Raw genomic sequence first — 21,200 nt, forward strand, 5'->3', positions numbered from 1 at the left:
TTCTTGACCCAAACCCTTGAGCGCAGCTGTACCTGAATAGACGGGTGGCTGTGCTTTTGGGTTTAAAGGGACCTTCCCAGAGGTTCAGCTCAGCACCGGGCTGGAATCCGGGCGCTGCCCTTGGGAGTTGGCCTTCAGCCATTCCCTGAGGAGCGGAGCCGGCAGCGGGCGGGCGAAATGGTAGCCCTGGGCATAGTCGCAGCCCATTGCCCTGAGCACTTGGACCTGGCCGGGGGTCTCTACGCCTTCGGCCACGGCCCGGATGCCGACCGCGTGCGCCAGGTCGATGCAGCTGGTCACAATCGCCGCGTCGCCGGTGTCGGTTCCCAACCCCATGATGAAAGACTGGTCGATCTTCAACTCATCGATGGGAAATTTCTTAAGGTAGGTGAGGCTGGAGTAGCCGACGCCGAAGTCATCAACGGCGAGGCTGACGCCGAGGTCCTTGAGGGCCATGAGCTGGTCGAGGGCGCCGCCGGGATCGTCCATCAGGGCGGTCTCGGTGATTTCCAGGACCAGGAGCGAAGGATCCATCCTCCGCAGCCGGAGGGCGTGTTCAATCATGGGCACCAGCCCGGGGTCGTTCAACTGGCGGGCTGACAGGTTGACCGCCACCTCAAGCCTGGACCCGCCGGCGTCTTCGATCCGCCAGTTTTCGGCCTGCCGCAGCGTTTCCTCCAGGACCCATGCGCCCAGCGGCCGCACCAGTCCGGATTCCTCGGCCATCCCGATGAACTCCGACGGCGCGAGAAGTCCCCGCGAGGGGTGCTGCCAGCGGACCAGCGCCTCCACGCCAACGGCAAGGCCGGTGCGCAGGTCGACGCGCGGCTGGTAGTGCAGCCGGAGTGCGCCGTCGCTGATGCCGTGGCGCAGCTCTGCGAGGGCCCGGAGCCGGTCCGCCGTGGGGTCGGATTCTGCCGGCTGGTGCAGTTCCCAGCGGCTCCGCCCCAGCGATTTCGCCCGGTACATCGCGATGTCGGCGCGGCGGACCAGATCGTCCATGGTCTCGCCGTCCTCGCCGGCAACCGCGACGCCGATGCTTGCGGACGTCACGATCTCCAGCCCCTCGATCAGCGTCGGGGCCCGGAGGACGTCCAGGAGCCGCGCGGCCCGTGCCGTTGCTTCATCCGTCCCGGCAAAAATGTCCACAGCGATGAACTCGTCGCCGGACAGCCGGGCAACGGTGGCCTGCTTCCCCGCGGCAGGGACCAGGCGCCGCGCCACGGCGACCAACAGCTCGTCCCCCGCTGCGTGCCCCAGGCTGTCATTGACCGCCTTGAAGTGGTCAAGGTCGATGCACAAAGCCGCCAGCGTTCCCTGCCCGGCACGCCTGGCTGCAAGGAATCCGTCCAGCTTTGCCTTCAGCCCGGCCCTGTTGGGAAGGCCGGTCAGGGGGTCCTGCAGGGCGAGCCGCTGCAGTTCATGCTCAGCTTCGGCGCGGCGGGCTTCGGATTCCTCCGCATTCCGCAGCGCTGAGACCAGTTCCTTTTCGTACATGCGGCGTTCGTGTGCACTGAAGATGATGATGCGCACGGTGGCCGGTTGCTGCCCGGATGCCGGACTGCGTGATGCCGAGAGCAGGGCAGCGCGGCGGCTGCCGTCAGCGCAGATTATTTCGACCGCAACCTCGGACACCGCACCGGCAATACCAAGCTGCGGAATGCAGTGGGTGGAATACAGGATCTGGTCACCCACCGGCATCAGTGACTGGATGGCGGAACCGACCAAGTCCGGAAGGCTGTAACCGGACCAGTGCAGGAAGGTGCCGTTGACCGCGGTGATGCGGCCGCCGTCGTCGGTTACCAGGTAACCGCAGGGTGCCTGGTTGAAGAGCGCCTCGAAGTCAACAGGCTCCGGGCCAGGCACGCTTGTCATGGGCTCGCAGCAAGATATTGCTGGATGGCGCGGGCGGTTGCTTCCGGCGCACTAACGTGGGGACAGTGGCCGGTGGCCTGCAGGTGCACCAGCGTGCTGTGCCCCAGGTGCCGGTTCAGGTAGTCGCCCACCTCCGGCGGGGCAAGCAGATCGTCGGAGCACTGCAGGATCAGGCTGCTGGTGCCTACCTCGTCCAGCACTTGGCGTGTGTCGGACAGGAACGTGACCCTGGCAAAGTGGCGTGCGATGGACGGGTTGGTCCGGCAGAAGCTGCTCCGCAGGTCCTCGGCGAGCCCGGGCTGCTCGGGGTTCGCCATCACCATCGGCGCCAAAGCCTCGGCCCAGGCGAAGTAGTTGCTGTCCAGTGAGTCCAGCAGGCCCTCGATGTCAGCCTGCGAGAACCCGCCCACATAGCCGTCGCCGGGATCGTCCGTGTAGCGGGGGGACGGGGCAACCAGCACCAGGCGGGAGAACAGGCCGGGTTCCTGCACCGCCGCGATCACGGCGATCATTGCGCTGACGCTGTGCCCAACAAGGATGACGTCCTGGAGTTCCAGGGCGGAGCAGATCTCCAGCAGGTCCGCTGCGTAGCCGTCCAGCGTCCCGTACTTGGCACGGTTGTAGGCCGCGGCGTCGGAGCGGCCCGCGCCTACATGGTCGAACAGCACCACCCGGTAGTCGTCGGTGAAGTACGGCAGCAGCCGCCGCCACATGTCCTGGTCGCAGCCGAAACCGTGCGCGAACAGCATCACCGGCCCCTCCGCATTGCCCGTCACCGTGACGTTGTTCCGGCGGATCACCGATGAAACGGCGGCGGTTGCTGCTTCAACCATGTTTTCACTCGCCCTTAAGTAAGGTGACTGTGCTTTTCCTGATATTAGCGGCGGGGAGATGCGGAATCCTAGGACTCGGTTCGGCTTGCGCGAATCTTGCCGGTAACCGCAGCCAACGAACGGTGGGCTTCCTTTATGGCCGGACGCCGGCAGGTAGGCTGTGGGCAGCAGCACTTCAAGTAGCCGGAGGCTGTCTATTTTAGTCTGTGCCGGGGGGAACAGATGAGTCGGATGCAGGATATTAAAGGCGGGACTGTCTTCGAGTGGCGGCAGCGTCTGGGGCAAACAGCCGGGGGTTCGTGGGCAGGAGCCGCCGAGCCCCTGCTGGGCACTGGTGGCGGCCGGTGGCAGGCCGCCGCCGGGCAGCTACCGCTGGCCATCATGCTGGTCCTTTTGGTGGCAGCAGCCGGGGTGTTCAGCCCGGCAACGTTGCAGGACCCTGCCTTCCAGGCAGCCGTGGCAGGCCACGCCTTACTGTTCGCACTGGCCGCCATTGTTCCGTGGCATCGCCTGCCGTCCGCCGTCTTCTCAGTAGTTCCCGTCCTTGACTGCGTGGCCATCGGGTTCACCCGGCAGGCCGGCGGCCCGGAATTCAGTGTCCTGAGCCTGCTCCTGGTCTTTCCTGTGATCCGGCTTTCCGTTAATCGCGGGCGTCCCGGCGTGCTGCTGGCGATCCTCGGCGTGCTGCTGAGCGCCACCGTTCCGGCATTCGCCATGGGCCGGGACGACGCGCAGGATTCCGCCATCCGCATCATCTTCCTTCCGCTGATCATGGCCGGCGTCGCCCTCACCGCCCACTTCGTGGCGCGCGCCCTTATCAACCAGCATCAGACGCTGACCCAAAAGGACCGGGAGCTGGCAGACACGTTGGCCGAAAGCATCCGCCGCCAGCAGCTCCTCGATGCAGTCCTGTCCTCGATCAACGTCGGTGTCTGGGTTATCGATCAGGACGGACGCGGCGTGCTCACGAACAAGGCCCTGGAGGTGGACCCTGCCTTGGCCGGACTGGCAACAGGGCGGCGGCCGCTGTTCCTCCCCGACCGCACAAGCGAAGCCCCCACGGAACGCCTGCCGAATATCAGGGCGGCAAAGGGCGAAGAGTTTACTGACGAGTTGTATTACGCCGGCACAAGCGATGACCAGCATGCCTATTCGGTCAGCGCCTCCCCCATTCGTTCAGCGGAAGGCGTGTGTACTGGCGCCGTGGTCACCTTTGCGGAGGTCACTGAACTCATCAACGCACTGAAGGCCAAGGACAACTTCGTGGCCACGGTTTCACACGAGCTGCGCACCCCGCTGACCTCCATCCTCGGCTACCTCGAAATCGTGCTTGACGAGCCGGACCACAAGGAGATCGAGCCCGAACTGCTCATCATCCACAGGAACGCGACGCATCTGCTGACGCTCGTGAACGATCTGATCGCCGTCGCATCCGACCGCGTGGAACTCTCCGTGCAGGAAGCTGACATCACCCACCTGCTGGCTCAAGTGGTGGAACTCATGCGGCCGCGGGCGGCCAGCTCGGGGCTCCGCCTGGTGATGGAGGCCGGCCAGCCGCTGGTTGCCCGGGTGGACCCGGGCCGGATCCGGCACGTGTTCAAGCACCTGCTGTCCAACGCCATCAAGTACTCCCCGGACGGCGGAACAATCACCGCCAGCCTTCGAAGCAATGGCCAGGGCCTCGTCTGCTCGATCACCGACCCCGGCATCGGCATGACCGGGGATGAGGCCGCACACGCCTTTTCAAAGTTTTTCCGCTCCGAACGGTCACGGGACACGGCCATCCCCGGAGCAGGCCTGGGACTGCCCATCAGCAAGACCATCGTTGAGGGCCATGGCGGGTCCATCAGCCTCAGCACCGCACCCGGGAAGGGAACCACGGTCACCTTTTCCCTGCCGTACAGCCCCGCGTAGGAGGCGCAGGACGTGCCAGCGTCCGACGACGGCACGCACTTTCGCTGCACTGTTACCACCGGCGCCTTCCGCGGGCAGGATTTGAGGAACTCTTGAGGGCTTCTTGAGCGAACGTGCCGAGGTCCTTGAGCTACGGCATGCACAGTAGTTGGTGAAAGGCCTGGAGCGCATGGGGGTGCACCTGGGAATTGGGCCCAGCAGTCCACAGGCCTTGAGTCGGGCAACCGATGGTCTCAGCGCTTGGCGGTGTCACGAAGCCGGCACCGCCAAGCAGCCCCGAAAGTCGCCATAAGGTTGCCAACAAACACCACAACAGCGTTTATCAGAAATATGTTGCTGCTTTCATCGACGCCATCAGCCCAAGCAACGTCCCATCCCGGCCGGGAAGAGTCCTAGGATTTCTTGTATGAGGATTGCCGTTGCAGGGGGAACCGGAACCGTTGGCCGCTATGTCGTGGAGCAGGCCAGCGCGCGCGGCCATGAGGTGGTGAGCCTAAGCCGCTCCGAGGGCATTGACCTGGTGACCGGAAAGGGCCTGGAGCAGGCACTCCGGGGCGTGGATACGGTCATCGACGTGTCCGGCATCAAGTCCATGGCCACCAAGAAGAACGTGGACTACTTCACCAACAGCACCCAGAACCTGCTCGCCGCGGAGAAGAAGGCTGGTGTAGGGCACCACCTGGCACTCTCGGTTGTGGGAATCGACCATGCGACGTCCGGATTGTACGCGGGCAAGCTCGTGCAGGAGGACGCGGTGCGGCACGGCGACGTGCCCTGGACCCTCCTGCGCTGTACCCAGTTCCATGAGTTTGTGCCGCTGACGGTGGACGTCGCCTCGGCGGGCCCGGTGGTACTGGTTCCCAAAATGTTCACCCAGCCCGTGGCGGCCAGCGAGGTGGCGGAAGCCCTGGTTGCGGCAGCCGAGGCGGGGCCCCAGGGACGCATCGCCGACCTGGGCGGCCCCCGCACCGAGGAGCTCGCCCGCCTGGTCCGCGCTTATCTGGATAAGACGGGCCGGCGCAAGAGGATCGTCGAGGTCCCGTTCCCGGGACCTATGGGAAAAGCCATGCGCCATGGCGCGCTGGTCCCGGCGGAGGGTGCCGCCGTCGGACGCCAGACGTTCCTGGAGTGGCTGGAAGGCGCCGTTTAAACGGGCACAACGCCAAAAACTTAGGCGTGCCTCCGGATGCGGCTGAACAGCAGGCCCACCAGGGCCAGGGAGAGCATTGCGGCGATCAGGCTCAACGTGGGATTCACCCAGTCCGGGACGAGGTCCGATACGGCGTTGCATCTGTTGTGGAGCGGGAAGACGGCACTGCCGTCGCGCGGATGCCGAAGCCGGTAGTTCAGGTCCAGTTCCTGGCCGGCGGCGAGGCAGGCATCGCTGAGGTCGCCGCTGGCAATGAACGTGGACTGAGTGTAGTAGACCGCGCCCAGCACCACCGCGGTAACCAGGGCGGCGGTGAGCCAGATTCGCGTTGCTTTGCGCTGTGGCATGGGGAGCTGCTCCCGATGCAGTTTTCGAACGGTCCGGATGCTTGAACCCGTAAATTCACCATAGCCATGCCGCTGCCACAGGTCAGTGCGGTTTGCTCAAGATACAGGCAATTTTGGCCGCGGCTGAGCCGCTTAGGCCTGGTCCTGCAGATGCGCATCCCTGATACCGGGAGGAATCGCGCCCTGGATGACCCAGCGGTTGCCGTCCGGGTCCGAGAAGTAGGCGAACAGCACGCCGCCCATGTCCTGGACCTCGCTGATGCCTGCACCCCTGGCCAGGAGTTCGGTCCGCGTGGCGTCCATGTCCGGAACAACCAGCTGCAGCCCCTCGAGGCTGCCCGGCACCATGGAGGTCATGCCCGTCCCGATGACGATTGACGCCGCCGATCCCGGCGGGGTCAGCTGCACCACCCGCATTCCGGGGATGTGCTCCACGTCGTGGTCCAGCACGAAACCCAGCTTCTCCGTATAAAAGGCCTTGGCCCTGTCCACGTCAGCCACCGGTACCTGCACTACTTCAAGGCGCATCTCCATCCCGCCACAGTACCCCGCATAAGGCCCGTTCCGGCCACGTAGAATTGACCGGGAGCGGCCGCACCACAAAGGCCGCCCCGGCGCGGTGCTGCGCCCCTTCAATCTTCGAACAGACCATTTCTTCGAACAGTGCGAGGGCGCTGCCGTGCGTCTTCCAGACCACGAACGGAGCCAGCAATGGCCGCCACCGCCGGGAACGCCCCTGCCTCTACGCCCGAACAGCTCCAGTCGGTGCGGGAAACACTCAGGTCCCCCAGGAGGCTGAAGACCGAGGTCCTGGGTGGCCTCGTCGTCGCCCTCGCCCTGATCCCGGAAGCCATCGCGTTCTCGGTCATCGCCGGAGTGGACCCCCGGCTGGGCCTCTTCGCGTCCTTCACCATGGCCGTGACAATCGCTGTTGTGGGCGGCCGCCCGGCCATGATCTCCGCGGCCACCGGCGCCGTGGCCCTGGTGATCGCCCCGCTCGTGAAGACCCACGGCGTGGACTACTTGGTGGCCACCGTCATCCTGGCCGGGATCTTCCAGGTCATCCTGGGACTTGCCGGAGTCGCGAAGCTGATGCGCTTCATCCCCCGCTCGGTGATGGTGGGCTTCGTCAACGCCCTGGCCATCCTGGTCTTCATGGCCCAGGTCCCCGAACTCCTGGGCGTCCCGTGGATGGTCTACCCTCTCACCGCCCTTGCTCTGCTCATCGTCTTCGGGCTGCCCAGGCTGACAACCGTGGTTCCGGCCCCGCTGGTCGCCATCGTTGTCCTGACCCTCATCACGGTGTTCGCGTCCATCACGGTCCCCACCGTCGGGGACAAGGGCGACCTGCCCGAGTCCCTGCCGTCCCTGTTCATCCCCAACGTCCCGTTCACCCTCGAGACGCTGCAGGTCATCTTCCCGTACGCGCTGGCCATGGCCTTCGTCGGGCTCCTGGAATCCCTGATGACCGCCAAGCTGGTGGACGACGTCACGGACACCCGCTCCTCCAAGACCCGCGAGGCGTGGGGCCAGGGTGTGGCCAACATCGTCACCGGTTTCACCGGCGGCATGGGCGGCTGCGCGATGATCGGCCAGACCATGATCAACGTCAAGGCCTCGGGTGCCCGCACCCGGATCTCCACGTTCCTGGCCGGCGTCTTCCTGCTGATCCTGGTGGTTGCCCTCGGCGGGGTGGTCTCGGTGATCCCGATGGCCGCGCTGGTGGCCGTGATGATCTTCGTCTGCTGGGCCACGTTCGACTGGCACAGCATCCACCCCCGCACCCTGAAGATGATGCCCAAAAGCGAAACCACGGTCATGGTGGCCACGGTCATCGCGGTGGTGGCCACGCACAACCTGGCCATCGGCGTCGGCGCCGGCGTGCTGGTGGCCATGGTGCTGTTCGCACGCCGGGTGGCGCACTTCGTCACCGTCGAGCGGACCATCAAGGACATCGAGGGCCAGGAGACCGCCACCTACACGGTGAACGGCGAGCTGTTCTTCGCCTCCTCCAACGACCTCTTCACCCAGTTCGAATACGCCCTGGACCCGCAGCACGTGGTCATCGACATGCACGCCTCCCACCTCTGGGACGCCTCCACCATCGCCGCCCTGGACGCCATCACCGAGAAGTACCGCCACCACGGCAAAGAGGTCAGGATCATCGGCCTCAACGACGCCAGCATGCTCATGCGCGAACGCCTCGCCGGCAAGCTGGGCGCAGGGAACTAAGGCAACAAGCCACTAAGGCAACGAGTACGACGGCGGCCCCGCGGCCGTCGTCGTCGGCTTCCTGCGGGCTTGCCGCGGCTAGCATTATGTTCATGCGCGCCGATGACAGTTCTGCCATCCACGCCGGAGGAGGACCTTCAGCCGGCGCCAGGAGCGCGGGCCGGCTTATGGCCATGCTCGACAGCGGTATTTCCGCCGCTGAGCTCGAGACAACACTGTCCGCCTGGCTGGACGACGGAGCGATCGACCAGTCCACCGCCGCGGCCGCACGCCGGCTGAATGCCCGGCTGTGGGAGGCGAGCCGCCGGGAGGGCCTGCTGCGCGTCCTCTACGACACAGCCACCGACCTCACCCGCATACGCGACGTCGAGGCGGTCCTCAAAGCCATCGTCCGGCGCACCAGGTCCCTCATCGGCAGCGACATCGCCTACCTGAGCCTGAACGACTACGACAGCGGCGAGTCCTACGTCCGTGTGACCGACGGTGCAACCACGGCGCTGTTCCGCAACATCCGCATGCCGCTTGGCGAAGGCGTGCTCGGCGCCGTGGCCACCGGTGAGGCACCGGCTCAAAGCGCGGACTATCTCCTGGACGAAACCAAATCCCACCTGGAGTCCAGCGACAGGGCCGTTGCCGCGGAGGGCGTCCGGGCCATCATGGGTGTTCCGCTGCGCGCCGAAGGGAAAGTCATCGGCGCGCTGCTGGTGGCCGACAGGCACCCGCACCAGTTCAGCAGCGACGACGTCGCCCTGATGGAATCCATCGGCACGCACGCCGCCGTCGCACTGGAGAACGCCCGCTACTTCAGTGAAATGGCCCATGCCCTCGCCCGGCTGGACCAGGCACAGCAGCAGAACCTGGCCCATGTCCGGGACCTGGAAGAGCTTTCATCCCTTGACCGGCGGCTCATGGAGACCCTTGCCTCCACCGGCAGCCTCCCGCACCTGCTCAGCCTGCTGGCCGAATCGCTGGGCGCCCCTGTTTTCCTGGTCTCCCCCATGGGCGAGCCGCTGGCGGGAATCGCGGCGGACAGTGACTTCACCAGTCTTCCGGCCCTGAGCGCGGCTGAGGAATCGGTGGCGACGAGCTCGGCAGTGCAGTTCGAGGTCACGGGCAGGAAGTACACGGCCATGTCCGCTGTTGCGGGCGACCAGCATCTGGCTACGCTCATCGTCGCAGAGCAACTCAGCACAGCCCGTCTCGCTGTCCTGGAACGCAGCGCCCTGGTGCTCAGCGTGTCCCTGCTCTTCGAGCGCACCTTCCAGGACGCGCAGTACCGGCTGCAGCTCGAACTCATCGACGACCTGCTCAGCCCGCGGTCGGAACATGCCGAGGCGCTGTCGCGCAGGGCCGGGCAGTTCGGCCTCGCAAACCACCTTCAGCTCGTGGTGCGCGTGGTGGGGGTCGCTGACGACCAGCGCCAGCGGGCGCTGTCCGTGCTGAGGCTCCGGGCAGAGGGCACCCCGGGAATCATCGCCCTGCACGAGTCGCACCTGTGCATCATCGAACCCTTCGACCGGCGCACCGCACGAGCTGATGGAACCGGCGGCGCCGGGGACAACGGCCGGTCCATCATCGAAGAACTCAAGCGGCGCCGTATCACTGCCAGCGTGGGGACATCGGAACCGGTCACCGGCTTTGCAGGCCTGTCGGCGGCGCACACTGAGGCCCACACCGTCCTGCGGGCACTTCAGGCCCTCTCGCGTGACGGGGAGGCAGCGGACCGCGCCGCCCTGGGCACCGCCGGGATGTTGCTCGGAGCCATGGACAGCCCCTTCGCCGGACAACTGCTGACAGCACAGCTGGGTCCGCTCCTGGGCTACGACGAGCGGCGGGGAACGCAGCTGGTCCTCACGGCATGGATGTTCCAGGAAAAAGGCGGCGCCATGCAGGAGACGGCCGACGCCCTCCACATCCACCCCAACACCCTCCGGCAGCGGCTGGACCGGATAGACGCCCTGATCGGTGCCACCTGGCGCCGGGGAAGCCGTTCCCTCGACGTCCAGGTGGCGCTGCGTCTCTGGAGGATGAAGACGTCCGGGGTCACGTCCGGCGCCTGAGCAGCTGTTCTGCCTTCTACCGGGACACACATGGCGCCCGTGCACATAAGCGCGCTTTTTGTGTGGCGCACATCTACATGGTGACCATCACGCGGCTCTGGAATGCTGGTTTCTGCGGCACCTGTCAGGCAGCCCGCCAACCCCATCTTTAGGAGTCATTCACAATGTCGTGTGCGCATGCAGCGGGCATCCGTCCCGCAACTTTCGGCGTCCTGCGCCTGCCCCGGAGCGTCGTCGTCGGCGCCGGGCAGCGTTTCGCAATTGCCGGCATGGCAGCCGAATTCGGCACCAACATCCTCATCTGCACCGATCCGCGGCTGGCCGCCTCGGACGAGCTCAAGGCCCTGGTCCGCAGCCTCGAGGACCGGCACCTGACCGTAACGGTCTACGGAGACACCCAGGCCGAGCTGCCGACGCCAGGCATCCTGGCCTGCGTTGAGGAGCTCAAAGGCCAGGACATCGACGTCATCATCGGCTTTGGCGGCGGCAGCTGCATGGACATGGCCAAGGTTGTGTCGGTACTGCTCACGCACGGCGGCAAGCCCAGCGATTACTACGGCGAATTTGCCGTTCCCGGGCCCACCAAGCCGGTCATCGCCCTGCCCACCACCGCGGGCACCGGTTCCGAAGCGACCGCCATCGCCGTGGTCTCCGACCCTGACCTGGGCATGAAGATGGGCATCTCGAGCCCGCACATCATCCCGTTCGCCGCCGTCTGCGATCCCGAACTCACCTACTCCTGCCCCGCGCCCCTTACGGCCGCCACCGGCGCTGACACCCTGGTCCACCTGGTGGAGTCCTTCACCGCCATCACCCGGGAACCCACCCCCGAGCTCGCCGCTGAGCGGGTCTTCGTCGGCAAGAACATCCTGACCGATTCCATTGCCCTGAACGGCATTGGACTGGTGGGCCGCAGCCTCGTCACTGCATACAAGGACCCGGAAAACATCGAGGCCCGCGCCGGAATGATGCTCGCGGCACTGTACGGCGGCGTCGTCCTGAGCAATGCCGGAACCGCCGCTGCACACGCCATCCAGTACCCGGTGGGGGCACTGACCCACACTCCCCACGGTGTAGGCGTCGGCCTGCTGCTCCCCTACGTTGTCCGCCACAACTTCCAGGCCATCCAGCCGCAGCTGGCACAGATTGCCGAAGCCCTGGGCCGCGACACCAAGGGCCTGGACCCGCGCGCCGCCGCCGTCGCAGGCGTAGAGGCAATCGACGAAGTCATCGCCGCGATCGAGCTGCCCCCAACGCTGAAGGACCTCGGCCTGCAGGAAAGCGACCTCGCCCAGGTGGCCAAGCTGTCTCTGAACTCCAAGCGGCTCATCGACAACAACCCCGTGCCCCTCGACCTCGACGCCGTAACCTCCATCGTCCACGCCGCCTTCGCCGGCGACCGCACCATCCGCTGACCAGCACCAAGGACTTCCCCATGACACTTCTTTCCACCCTCGAACCCCTCGACATTGACGGCCTGACGGTGCCCCGCGAGCTGCTGATTGCCGGCAACTGGCAGCACGCGGCCGGCGGTGACCTCGTCGAGGTGATCAACCCCTCCGATGCCTCCATCATCACCGGCATCGCCGACGCCGACGTCGAAGACGGCCTCGCAGCCGTGGACGCCGCGGCAGCAGCCTTCCCCGAATGGGCGGCAACTCCTCCGCGCCGCCGCGCCGAAATCCTGCGCCGCTGCTTCGAACTGATGACCGAGCGCAGCGAGCAGCTCGCCCACCTGATCTCCCTCGAGAACGGCAAGGCCCTTGCCGATGCCCGCGGCGAAGTGGCCTATGCCGCAGAATTCTTCCGCTGGTACTCCGAGGAAGCCGTCCGCATCATCGGGGATGTGTCCGTCTCGCCGTCGGGCTCGAACCGGATCCTTGTCCAGCACCCGCCCATCGGCGTCTGCGTGCTGATCACCCCGTGGAACTTCCCGGCGGCCATGGCCACCCGCAAACTGGCACCCGCGCTGGCAGCCGGCTGCACGGCCGTGCTCAAGCCGGCCACGCTCACGCCGCTGACCTCCCTCGCGATCGCCCAGCTGATGCTCGACGCCGGAACCCCCGCCGGCGTGGTCAACGTCATCACCACGAGCAAAACAAGCGAGGTCATGACCCCGATCCTCGCCGACCCCCGGGTCCGCAAGCTGTCCTTCACCGGCTCCACCGGCGTCGGGCGGCACCTGCTGCACCAGGCGGCCGACAATGTCCTCAAGTGCTCCATGGAACTTGGCGGCAACGCGCCCTTCCTCGTCTTCGATGACGCGGACCTCGACCTGGCCATCGACGGCGCCATGGTCGCCAAGATGCGCAACGGCGGCCAGGCCTGCACCGCCGCCAACCGCATCTACGTCCAGCGCGGCATCCACGACGAATTCGCCCGCCGGCTGGCCGAACGGATGAGCGCACTGCGCGTGGGTCCGGGTACCGACGCCGATACCGAGGTGGGGCCGCTGGTGGATGAGGCCAGCGTCCGCAAAGTCGATTCGCTGGTCCGCGACGCGGTCAGCCAGGGAGCACGGCTCCTCGCCGGCGGCAAGGCCGTGGACGGGGCCGGGTACTACTACCCGCCCACTGTCGTCACCAACGTGCCGCTCCAGGCCCGCATGGTCAGTGAGGAAATCTTCGGGCCGGTGGCCTCTGTCATCCCCTTCGACACCGAGGACGAAGCCATCACCGCCGCCAACGATTCGGAGTACGGCCTCGCCGCCTACGTGTTCACCGAGGACCTCCGCCGCGGACTGCGGGTCTGCGAGCGCATCGAGAGCGGAATGGTGGCCCTGAACCGCGGCCTGGTTTCCGACCCCGCAGCACCCTTTGGGGGCGTCAAGCAGAGCGGCCTTGGCCGCGAAGGGGCCCATCAGGGCCTGCTGGACTTCACCGAAACCAAATACATCGCGCTCGACTGGTAGCCCGCTGCTCCCTTCGTTTCCCTCCGAAAGAAAAGACCAATGACGATCTCCAACACCACAGCCAAGCCCAAGGCGGCCTGGCGCGTACCGCTGGCCAGCTTCGCCGGCACCACCATTGAGTGGTATGACTACTACATCTTCGGCCTGCTCGCCGCCACGGGTGTGTTCAGCCGGCTCTACTTCCCCGAACAGGATCCGGCAACCGGCCTGCTCCTTGCGTTCGTCACCTACGCCGTCGGCTTCGTCGCACGCCCCTTCGGCGGCATGTTCGCCGGCCACTTCGGCGACAAGATCGGCCGCAAGCCCATGCTCGTGCTGTCCCTGCTCATCATGGGCTTCGCCACCCTGGCCATGGGACTGCTTCCCACCTACGCCCAGATCGGCGTCTGGGCCCCCATCCTGCTGACCGTGCTGCGCCTGCTCCAGGGCTTCGGCGCCGGAGCGGAGTGGGCCGGCGCAGCCGTCATCTCCATCGAACACGCCCCACCGGGACGCAGCGGCTTCTTCGGCAGCTTCACCCAGATGGGCGTCCCGGCAGGCATGCTGCTCGCCAACGCCAGCGTCCTGATCGTCAAGTCTTCCGTCCCTGCAGAGGTCTTTGATGCGTGGGCATGGCGGGTGCCGTTCCTGCTCAGCGTGGTCCTGATCGTCATCGGCCTGGTGGTCCGCGCCAAGCTCGAGGACTCCGACGACTTCAAGGACCTTGTGGCCAGCAAGCAGACGTCCAAGAAGCCGCTGGGCGAAGCAATGAAGAAGGAAACCAAGGGCATCTGGCTTGTTGTGGGCATGCGCCTGGCAGAAAACTCCGCCTTCTACCTCTACACAACGTTCTCGGTGGTCTACATCATGAGGACCTTCGGACCCGATCGTGCCAACCAGGGAACGCTGTCTGTCCTGATCGCCTCTGCCATCGGAGTCTTCGCCGTCCCGCTCTGGGCCATCCTTTCGGACAAGATCGGGCGCAAGCCGCTCTACCTGTTCGGCTCCATCGGCGGACTCCTGTTCTTCCCGCTCTACTTCGTGATGACCGACACCGGCAGCGCCCTGCTGGCAACACTGGCCATCATCATCGGCCTCGCCGTCTTCCACAACTCGATGTACGGCCCCCAGGCTGCCTTCTTCTCGGAGCTGTTCTCCACCAAGCTGCGCTACAGCGGCGCCTCCATGGGCTACCAGTTCGGTTCCGTCCTGGCGGGCGGCGTCGCTCCGCTGGTCGCGGTGGCGCTCCTGAACGCCGGAAACGGTGAGCCCGGCTGGGTGATCCTCTACTTCAGCGTGATCGGCGTCATCACCGTTGTGGCCACGCTCCTGGCACCGGAAACCCTCGGAAAGCTGGACCGGCGCATCACCGCCGCCCAGGAACTGGACGACACCAACGCACGGATCGCCGAGCAAAGCATCAGCACCAAGTAACACCCCCCTTAAAGAGGGACGTACGACGGCGGCACGGCCCGCCGTCGTACGTTTCGTTAACCGTCATTCACTGAGGTGCTTCACCCGGGGCATCAACCCGGGGCACCTTCCGCCGGGAGTTCTTTGGGCCGCGGAGACGTGCCGGCGGTTTGCGGTGCTGCTGGCGGAGTGCGAGCAGCGGAAACAGCAGCACAGAGAGCATTCCTGCCCCCACGAGTGCCGACGCGATCCCGCTGGAAATCAGACCCTCTTCCCGGCCGATGGCGGTCACCGCCACGATGATCGGCAGTCCCGTTGCCCCGAACAGGACGATGGCCCGCTTGTCCGCGGGCGTGGACTTGGGCGGGGCTGCCAGAAGCGACGGCAGGCCGCGGACCACCAGCAGGAGGAGCAGGAACAGCGGGACCAGCGCCAGGGCGGCCGGGCTGTCGGTGAGGGCGCGCAGGTCGAAATCGATGCCCGTGTCGATGAAGAAAATGGGCACCAGGAACCCGAAGGCGACCGCGTCGATCTTGGTCTCAATGACGTGCCGGTCCTGTTCCGGGGCCCGCGCAATGGCCACCTTCCAGAGGACCCCGGCGGCGAAGGCACCCAGCAGCATGTCCAGTCCCACCACCATGCTCAGCACCACCAGCACGGTCAGGATGAACATAATGGACCGGACGGCGAACTGGCCGCTGGTGTGCAGGGTCCGGGTGACCTGGGAGTGGAGCAGCGTATGCCGTGCCCGGGAGGCGAGGAAGATCGCCAGGCCGGTCAGGAGGACAAACCCGAGAAGCACCGCCGTGGCCGGCCCCAGTTCCCTGCCGCTGAAGAACAGCGAGATCGCCACCAGGGGGCCAAACTCCCCCGCCGCACCCAGTGCCGTGACCGCGATGCCCATCGGGGATCTCAATTCGCCGGCGTCGCGGAGGATCGGCAGCAGCGCGCCCAGCGCCGTGGAGCACAGGGCGACGCCGATGATCACGGCAGCAGCCGGTGACGGACCCAGGACAAATCCGGCGCCGATGCCTGCCGCCAACGAGATGACCCAGCCGGCGGCGGCACGGTTGACCGGCCTTCCCCGGATCACGGCGAAATCAATCTCGTTGCCGGCCACGAAGAAGAGCATGGCCAGCCCGAACTGCGCCAGCGTGTCGATGAACTCCGTGGGCTGGATCCACCCCAACAGGCTGGGACCTAGCATGATGCCGAGGACAATCTCGAAGACCACAATCGGGACCTTGACCACCCGGTCCAGGAAGCGCGCCGCAAGGGGCGCTGCGATAGCAAGCAGGGCGATCAGAACCAATGACGTGGACAAGCCCTGCATCGGCGGTACCTCCGGCACCTCGGCTGCTTCGAAGGAAAAGTACTCCAAAGCTACCGCCGCCGCTGGGTTGGCGCCATAACAGTCAGGCATCCACGCAACCGGCACCCACAACGCCATACTTGTTCCATGCAGGCGACGACGGTGCTGGTCGAGGGCGAAAGTGACCGGGTGGCGGTGGAGACTCTGGCCGCTCGTGCCGGCCATGATCTGGCCGCCCGGCGGGTGGCGGTGGTGCCGATGGGAGGCGCCACCAGCATCGTCCACTTCCTTGACCGGTACGGCCCCAACGGCGAAGGCCACCGGCTGCTCGGACTGTGCGATGTGGGTGAATCACACGGCGTCGCCCGCGCACTCGTTCGGTCAGGCATCGGGCCGGGCCCGCTGGCCGAGCTTGGATTCCACGTCTGCGACGCCGACCTGGAGGACGAACTTATCCGCTGCCTTGGGACCGATGCCGTGCTCAACGTCATCGAGGCGCAGGGCGAACTCGCGTCGTTCCGGGTCCTCCAGCGCCAGCCGTCACAGCGGGAGCGGCCCGTTAAGGAGCAGCTGCGCCGGTTCTTCGGGGGACGCAGCGGTAACAAAGTCCGGTACGCGCGGCTGCTCGTTGATGCATTGCCTGCGGGACAGGCACCCCCGCCGCTCGCCCGCCTCGTCGCATCATTCTGATGCGATCCATTTGGTCCGGCAGGCGGCTCTGTGCGGTAGTTTGATGCATGCCGCTAAACGTGGCTGATCAGTATCTTGGGGGAGCAGAAAAATGGAACCAATTGTGGTTGATGGCGGCAAGGGCACGGTAAAACTCGGTGCCGACGGAATTATCCACCTTTCCTGGAGACCGGGAATTGTTCTGGAAAGCGATGACGTGCTCGCGGCCATGGCAACGGTCAACGAAATTTGCGGCGGGTCCGAATACCCGATGCTGGTGGACATGGGGACCACAAAAGCAGTGACCCGCCAGGCCAAGTCCACTTTCCAAATCCGGTGTGCCGCTTCGCGGATTGCCTTGCTTGGCTCCAGCCCGGTGGACCGCATCATTGCCAACTTCACCATCGACCGGCAGGTGCTGCCGTGTCCAACCCGCTTCTTCACGTCCCGTGACGGCGCCCTGGACTGGCTCCTCCAAGGGGACTCCCCCACCCCTATCCTTGAGTCGTGACCCTTCTTCAGGCCCTTCTTTCCTTTGCCCTGGTTGCCGGACTCCTCACCCTGGTTCCCGGCCTGGACACGGCGCTTGTCCTGCGCTCGTCCATCTCCAAGTCACGCCGCTATGCCTTCGCCACCGCGGCGGGCATCAGCACGGGAGCGATGATCTGGGGCGTCGCGGCGGCGGTGGGCATATCGGCGCTCCTGGCAGCATCCGAGATCGCATACCGCGTGCTGACCATCGCCGGCGCGGCCTACATGGTGTGGCTGGGGCTGTCCCTGCTCTGGAAAAGCCTACGGAAGACCGGGGTGCACGCCGCGGGCGGGACAATGGGCCACGTGGAAGGCCGGGACAACCTTGTCCAGGGCTGGCTGACGGGGACCGGAACCAACCTGCTCAACCCTAAAGTCGGGGTGTTCTACATCGCCACCATCCCGCAGTTCATTCCCGCCGGGGTGTCGCCCCTGCTTGTGGGCATCCTACTGGCGGGCGTCCACTGCCTGCTGGCCATGGCCTGGTTCACGCTGCTGATCTTCGGCACCGGATACGCCTCCCGCTGGCTCAAGGGAGCCCGCAGCATCCGCATCATCGACAGCATCACTGGAACAGTCCTGGTGGGCTTCGGCCTCAAGCTCGCCCTCGAGCCCACCCACTAGTTCCGGCGGGTGGCACCTCGGGCAACGCCTACGACGGCGGCACGCGCCGCCGTCGTACGCGTCACCGCGGCTGGTGGCTAGCTTCCTTCGAATTCGCGGATGGTGATGCCGGAGAAGGTGGCGGGGCCGCCGTCGGTGTAGAGCGAGATCCCGGTGTCGCCGTCCGCGAAGTGGACCTGCTGCGACAGCACTGTGTGCCCGGCGTTGACGAACACTTCGACGCTCTGCGTATCCACGAAGATACGCAGGTGCACTGTCCGGGCGGCTGCGTCGATCGGGGCGGCGGCCCGCGTGTAGGGTGCGAGCGCGAAGCCGGCCTGGTCTGATGGGGCCCGGTCAACGTACAGCTCGGCCCCGTACTTGCCGATGTTTGTGTGGCGCGAGCCGTCGACGGACCGCCCCACGGATACCCCCACGTTCGCTGCGGCGTCCCAAGAAATATCGAGTTCGAGCTCGTAGGCCCGGCCGTTCCACGGCAGCACCGCGCTGCCGTTCACGGTGCGGTCGGGGAACACCGTGGTGGAACCGACGTAGTTCGCGAGCTGTGCGACAGGGCTGCTCAGCAGGCTGTACCAGCCTCCGGGCTGCCGCTCGAGCCGAAGCTCGCGCACGATGGAGTTCTGCCCGTTGTACCCGTCGGAGGCATCGGTTGGAACATCGCGGGCAGCGTACTTCCAGTTGTTCATCCAGGCCACCGCGTACCGCCGCGAATCAGGCGCCTCGGCCGCCGGCCAGGTCACGGCGGCGTACCAGTCCCAGCCCCAGTCGAGCCACTGCGGCGTGAGGGCGTCGGCGATGAATTGGTCACCGTCCCACGTGCCGGTCCAGTAGGCGTAGGTCATGGGCATGCCGATGCTGTAGGCGTCCATGCTGGCGCCGAGCACCCAGTGCCGGGTGCCGTCACTGGCGGTCATCTCGAACAGGTCCGGGCATTCGACCCCGCCGAGCGCGTGGTTGGGGTAGTCGAAGTTGCGCTTCAGCTGCCAGTCCCGCAGGTTCGCGGAGGTGTAGAAGGCGGCGTACCGGGCCCGGCCGATCACGCACACCCACTCATTGCGTACCCCGTCCCAGTGGATCTTGGGGTCGCGGAACCACTCCGCGTTCTCGACTTCCGCCTGGGTGGTGGCGGTCCGGCCGTCGGTGTTGACGATGACGGGATCCGGCAGTGCCGTGAAGGTGTAGCCGCCGTCCGTGGACCAGTACAGGTACTGGTCCTGGTACTTCCGGATGAAACCGGTGGGCTGGGTGGCGAGCGCCACGATGGCGCCGGCCCCGAAGCCCGCGGTGTTATCGGTGTCCACCACCGCTGATCCCGACCACACCGGGAAGTCCGGCTGAAGCGGCAGCGCCACCCCGTGATGGGTGAAGGCCACATTGTCAGTTGTGGTGGCGTGGTCCCATCCGCCCGGTCCGTTGTTCTGCCCGGAATGCAGGTAATAGAGGTGGTACGCGGCGTTGGCGTGCACCGGACGCTGCGGATCGCACAGCCAGCCGGACGGCGGTGTCATGTGGTACACCGCCCGCAGCGAGCGCTGGGCGTAGGCGTCCGGGCCAGGCAGGGCGCCGCTCATTAGCAGGGTGAGCGCTCCTGCTCCCGTGCCTTGCAGGACACGGCGCCGCGAAATATCAGGTGTCATGGGAAGGGATTCCTCTCAGGGTGGCAGCTGCGTCTTCGCTGCTGCAGAACCGTCGTTGGTTCGTCGCGATCCTCGTCATCGTGGTAAATCGCTTAGGCAGAAGATAATGTGGTTTCAGTCGGCTGGTCAAGCGTTTTATCAACCAACAGCACCGCCGACCTGGAGCCAACGGAGTGGCTAAAAAACTTTTCTGCTAAAACGCTTGATCAGAGGTTGACCCGCCGCTAGCCTTTGATTGATCAAACGCTTTAGCAGAAATGGACATCAACGCCGATGAGCTATACAGTTTTCTTCCAGCCCGCCGATGGATGGGTGGGAGACCTCATCCCCTTCCAGAAGGACGGGGAGTTCTGGCTCTACTACCTTCACGAGATCCGTTCCGACCCGAAACCGGGAACGTCCTGGAACCTGGTCACCACAAAAGACCTCACCCAGTTCCAGGACCACGGGGTAGCCCTCCCCCACGGAACCGAGACCGACCTGGACTTCAATGCGTACACGGGCAGCGTCGTCGTTGACGAAGCCGGCCTCCACCACCTCTTCTACACCGGGCACAATCCGAACAACCTGGGACCGGACAAGCTGCCGCTGCAGCTGGTCATGCACGCCACCAGCTCTGACGGAATGCGCACGTGGGTCAAGCACCCCGGGCACACCTTCGGCGCACCCGGCGGCTACGAGTCCGGAGACTGGCGGGACCCCTTCGTCTTCCGCGACGAGGCCGCCGGCCAGTGGCGGATGCTCATCGCGGCCCGGCACTCCGCGGGACCCGAACGGCGCCGCGGCGTCATCGCCCAGTGCGTCTCCACGGACCTGATCACCTGGCAGTACACGGACCCGTTCTGGGACCCCCGCCGGTACATCACCCACGAATGCCCGGACGTGTTCGCCTGGGGCGACTGGTGGTACCTGGTCTACTCCGAGTTCTCCGAAACGTTCACCACCCGGTACCGCATGGCCAAGAGCCCCGACGGCCCGTGGACGGTACCTGACCAGGACTCCATCGACGGGCGCGCCTTCTACGCCTCAAAGTCTGCAGAGCGGGACGGGCGTCGCTTCTTCTTCGGGTGGATCGCCACCAAGGAAGGAAAGCACGACGGCGGCGCCTGGCAGTGGGCTGGCACCATGTCCGTCCTGGAGGCGCGGCAGAATCCAGACGGAACCCTCGGGTTCGGCTTCGCGGACGAACTGGTGGACAGCTTCTGGGACGAGGTCTCCGTGAGCTTCGACCGGGCACTCCCTGCCCGGCTGGAGGCACCCGACGGCTACGCCGCCGCGGTCTCCAACGAGGACCTCCCCGCGCAGTTCTATGCGAAGGCGGTGCTGGACATCGAACCGGGCACCACCGAATGCGGACTGCTGCTGCGGTCATCCCCCGACGGTGACCACTCCTACGTCCTCCGGCTGGAACCGAAGCGCGGGCGCCTGGTGTTCGACCGATGGCCGCGCACCATTACCGGTGACGCCCAATGGCACGTCTCCGGCGACGTCCCCTTCGCCCTTGAACTCGAACGCCCCTGCGACCTCCGCCCCGGAAAGCACACCCTGGAAGTCGTGGTGGACGGGGACCTGTGCGTCGCCGTCGTGGACCGGCAGGTAGCCCTCAGCACCCGGATTTACGACCTGGCGGCCGGGCGGATCGGCGTTTTCGCCGGCGAAGGATCCGCCATCGCAGACCTTGAAGTACGCAAGCGCACCGACAACTGAATAACC

The 21,200-nt window shown here is 65.9% G+C and carries 17 protein-coding genes; 11 read left to right on the forward strand and 6 right to left on the reverse strand.

Annotation, left to right across the window (positions count from 1 at the left end; genetic code table 11):
* Positions 1-84: 84 nt before the first annotated feature.
* Together DXK94_RS20730 and DXK94_RS20735 are read right to left on the reverse strand one after the other, a co-directional pair.
* Positions 85-1,875 carry an EAL domain-containing protein gene (locus DXK94_RS20730; RefSeq protein WP_115526379.1) on the reverse strand — a complete coding sequence of 597 codons (1,791 nt, stop codon included), beginning with the start codon at positions 1,873-1,875 and terminating at the stop codon, positions 85-87.
* A complete protein-coding gene (locus DXK94_RS20735; protein ID WP_115526380.1) occupies positions 1,872-2,708 on the reverse strand; it encodes an alpha/beta fold hydrolase in 837 nt (278 codons plus the stop codon). Before DXK94_RS20735 ends, DXK94_RS20730 begins: the two co-directional genes overlap by 4 nt.
* A 231-nt stretch (positions 2,709-2,939) precedes the next feature.
* Between DXK94_RS20735 and DXK94_RS20740 the strand changes: the two genes are divergently transcribed.
* On the forward strand, positions 2,940-4,622 hold the full coding sequence (locus DXK94_RS20740; protein ID WP_258868649.1) for a cell wall metabolism sensor histidine kinase WalK: 1,683 nt from the start codon (positions 2,940-2,942) through the stop codon (positions 4,620-4,622).
* A gap of 406 nt (positions 4,623-5,028) precedes the next feature.
* Positions 5,029-5,772 (forward strand): SDR family oxidoreductase, encoded by a 744-nt coding sequence (locus DXK94_RS20745; protein ID WP_115526382.1) that lies wholly within the window; start codon positions 5,029-5,031, stop codon positions 5,770-5,772.
* Between the two features lie 20 nt (positions 5,773-5,792).
* On the opposite strand, the gene DXK94_RS20750 is transcribed toward DXK94_RS20745, so the two are convergent.
* Together DXK94_RS20750 and DXK94_RS20755 are read right to left on the reverse strand one after the other, a co-directional pair.
* Positions 5,793-6,119 carry a hypothetical protein gene (locus tag DXK94_RS20750; protein ID WP_115526383.1) on the reverse strand — a complete coding sequence of 109 codons (327 nt, stop codon included), beginning with the start codon at positions 6,117-6,119 and terminating at the stop codon, positions 5,793-5,795.
* Positions 6,120-6,251: 132 nt separating this feature from the next.
* On the reverse strand, positions 6,252-6,653 hold the full coding sequence (locus DXK94_RS20755) for a VOC family protein (protein WP_079596492.1): 402 nt from the start codon (positions 6,651-6,653) through the stop codon (positions 6,252-6,254).
* 177 nt (positions 6,654-6,830) lie between these two features.
* On the opposite strand from DXK94_RS20755, the gene DXK94_RS20760 reads away from it, so the two are divergent.
* From DXK94_RS20760 to DXK94_RS20780, 5 genes are all read left to right on the forward strand, one after another.
* Entirely contained in the window at positions 6,831-8,351 is a 1,521-nt protein-coding gene (locus tag DXK94_RS20760; RefSeq protein WP_115526384.1) for a SulP family inorganic anion transporter, read from the forward strand.
* Between the two features lie 92 nt (positions 8,352-8,443).
* Positions 8,444-10,411, forward strand: a complete 1,968-nt coding sequence (locus DXK94_RS20765) for a GAF domain-containing protein (RefSeq protein WP_181884894.1) — start codon at positions 8,444-8,446, stop codon at positions 10,409-10,411.
* Positions 10,412-10,575: 164 nt separating this feature from the next.
* Positions 10,576-11,826, forward strand: a complete 1,251-nt coding sequence (locus DXK94_RS20770; protein ID WP_115526386.1) for an iron-containing alcohol dehydrogenase — start codon at positions 10,576-10,578, stop codon at positions 11,824-11,826.
* Between the two features lie 20 nt (positions 11,827-11,846).
* Entirely contained in the window at positions 11,847-13,322 is a 1,476-nt protein-coding gene (locus DXK94_RS20775; RefSeq protein ID WP_115526387.1) for an NAD-dependent succinate-semialdehyde dehydrogenase, read from the forward strand.
* A gap of 39 nt (positions 13,323-13,361) precedes the next feature.
* Entirely contained in the window at positions 13,362-14,735 is a 1,374-nt protein-coding gene (locus DXK94_RS20780) for an MFS transporter (RefSeq protein ID WP_115526388.1), read from the forward strand.
* Positions 14,736-14,802: 67 nt separating this feature from the next.
* Here DXK94_RS20780 and DXK94_RS20785 read toward each other — a convergent pair whose 3' ends face one another.
* Positions 14,803-16,137 carry a cation:proton antiporter gene (locus tag DXK94_RS20785; protein ID WP_258868650.1) on the reverse strand — a complete coding sequence of 445 codons (1,335 nt, stop codon included), beginning with the start codon at positions 16,135-16,137 and terminating at the stop codon, positions 14,803-14,805.
* Positions 16,138-16,173: 36 nt separating this feature from the next.
* Here DXK94_RS20785 and DXK94_RS20790 point away from each other — a divergent pair, with 36 nt between their 5' ends.
* From DXK94_RS20790 to DXK94_RS20800, 3 genes are all read left to right on the forward strand, one after another.
* Entirely contained in the window at positions 16,174-16,716 is a 543-nt protein-coding gene (locus DXK94_RS20790; protein WP_115526389.1) for a TOPRIM nucleotidyl transferase/hydrolase domain-containing protein, read from the forward strand.
* 91 nt (positions 16,717-16,807) lie between these two features.
* On the forward strand, positions 16,808-17,206 hold the full coding sequence (locus tag DXK94_RS20795) for an STAS/SEC14 domain-containing protein (protein WP_115526390.1): 399 nt from the start codon (positions 16,808-16,810) through the stop codon (positions 17,204-17,206).
* Positions 17,203-17,850 carry a LysE family translocator gene (locus tag DXK94_RS20800; RefSeq protein WP_115526391.1) on the forward strand — a complete coding sequence of 216 codons (648 nt, stop codon included), beginning with the start codon at positions 17,203-17,205 and terminating at the stop codon, positions 17,848-17,850. The genes DXK94_RS20795 and DXK94_RS20800 overlap by 4 nt, the downstream gene beginning before the upstream one ends.
* Before the next feature lie 77 nt (positions 17,851-17,927).
* Here the strand turns inward: DXK94_RS20800 and DXK94_RS20805 are convergent, their stop codons facing one another.
* Positions 17,928-19,487 carry a glycoside hydrolase family 32 protein gene (locus DXK94_RS20805; protein ID WP_115526392.1) on the reverse strand — a complete coding sequence of 520 codons (1,560 nt, stop codon included), beginning with the start codon at positions 19,485-19,487 and terminating at the stop codon, positions 17,928-17,930.
* 273 nt (positions 19,488-19,760) lie between these two features.
* On the opposite strand from DXK94_RS20805, the gene DXK94_RS20810 reads away from it, so the two are divergent.
* A complete protein-coding gene (locus DXK94_RS20810) occupies positions 19,761-21,194 on the forward strand; it encodes a GH32 C-terminal domain-containing protein (RefSeq protein WP_115526393.1) in 1,434 nt (477 codons plus the stop codon).
* Positions 21,195-21,200: the final 6 nt, after the last annotated feature.

The sequence above is a fragment of the Arthrobacter sp. RT-1 genome, assembly GCF_003367205.1.
Lineage (GTDB): Bacteria > Actinomycetota > Actinomycetes > Actinomycetales > Micrococcaceae > Arthrobacter.

What these genes read in the sequence shown, in the direction of transcription:
- DXK94_RS20740 (WP_258868649.1), top strand. Translation starts at nt 2,940, where the DNA reads ATGCAGGATATTAAAGGCGGGACTGTCTTCGAGTGGCGGCAGCGTCTG.
- DXK94_RS20765 (WP_181884894.1), top strand. Translation starts at nt 8,444, where the DNA reads ATGCGCGCCGATGACAGTTCTGCCATCCACGCCGGAGGAGGACCTTCA.
- DXK94_RS20810 (WP_115526393.1), top strand. Translation starts at nt 19,761, where the DNA reads ATGAGCTATACAGTTTTCTTCCAGCCCGCCGATGGATGGGTGGGAGAC.
- DXK94_RS20755 (WP_079596492.1), bottom strand. Translation starts at nt 6,653, where the DNA reads ATGGAGATGCGCCTTGAAGTAGTGCAGGTACCGGTGGCTGACGTGGAC.
- DXK94_RS20775 (WP_115526387.1), top strand. Translation starts at nt 11,847, where the DNA reads ATGACACTTCTTTCCACCCTCGAACCCCTCGACATTGACGGCCTGACG.
- DXK94_RS20790 (WP_115526389.1), top strand. Translation starts at nt 16,174, where the DNA reads ATGCAGGCGACGACGGTGCTGGTCGAGGGCGAAAGTGACCGGGTGGCG.
- DXK94_RS20760 (WP_115526384.1), top strand. Translation starts at nt 6,831, where the DNA reads ATGGCCGCCACCGCCGGGAACGCCCCTGCCTCTACGCCCGAACAGCTC.
- DXK94_RS20795 (WP_115526390.1), top strand. Translation starts at nt 16,808, where the DNA reads ATGGAACCAATTGTGGTTGATGGCGGCAAGGGCACGGTAAAACTCGGT.
- DXK94_RS20805 (WP_115526392.1), bottom strand. Translation starts at nt 19,487, where the DNA reads ATGACACCTGATATTTCGCGGCGCCGTGTCCTGCAAGGCACGGGAGCA.
- DXK94_RS20745 (WP_115526382.1), top strand. Translation starts at nt 5,029, where the DNA reads ATGAGGATTGCCGTTGCAGGGGGAACCGGAACCGTTGGCCGCTATGTC.
- DXK94_RS20730 (WP_115526379.1), bottom strand. Translation starts at nt 1,875, where the DNA reads ATGACAAGCGTGCCTGGCCCGGAGCCTGTTGACTTCGAGGCGCTCTTC.
- DXK94_RS20770 (WP_115526386.1), top strand. Translation starts at nt 10,576, where the DNA reads ATGTCGTGTGCGCATGCAGCGGGCATCCGTCCCGCAACTTTCGGCGTC.
- DXK94_RS20780 (WP_115526388.1), top strand. Translation starts at nt 13,362, where the DNA reads ATGACGATCTCCAACACCACAGCCAAGCCCAAGGCGGCCTGGCGCGTA.
- DXK94_RS20785 (WP_258868650.1), bottom strand. Translation starts at nt 16,137, where the DNA reads ATGCCTGACTGTTATGGCGCCAACCCAGCGGCGGCGGTAGCTTTGGAG.
- DXK94_RS20750 (WP_115526383.1), bottom strand. Translation starts at nt 6,119, where the DNA reads ATGCCACAGCGCAAAGCAACGCGAATCTGGCTCACCGCCGCCCTGGTT.
- DXK94_RS20735 (WP_115526380.1), bottom strand. Translation starts at nt 2,708, where the DNA reads ATGGTTGAAGCAGCAACCGCCGCCGTTTCATCGGTGATCCGCCGGAAC.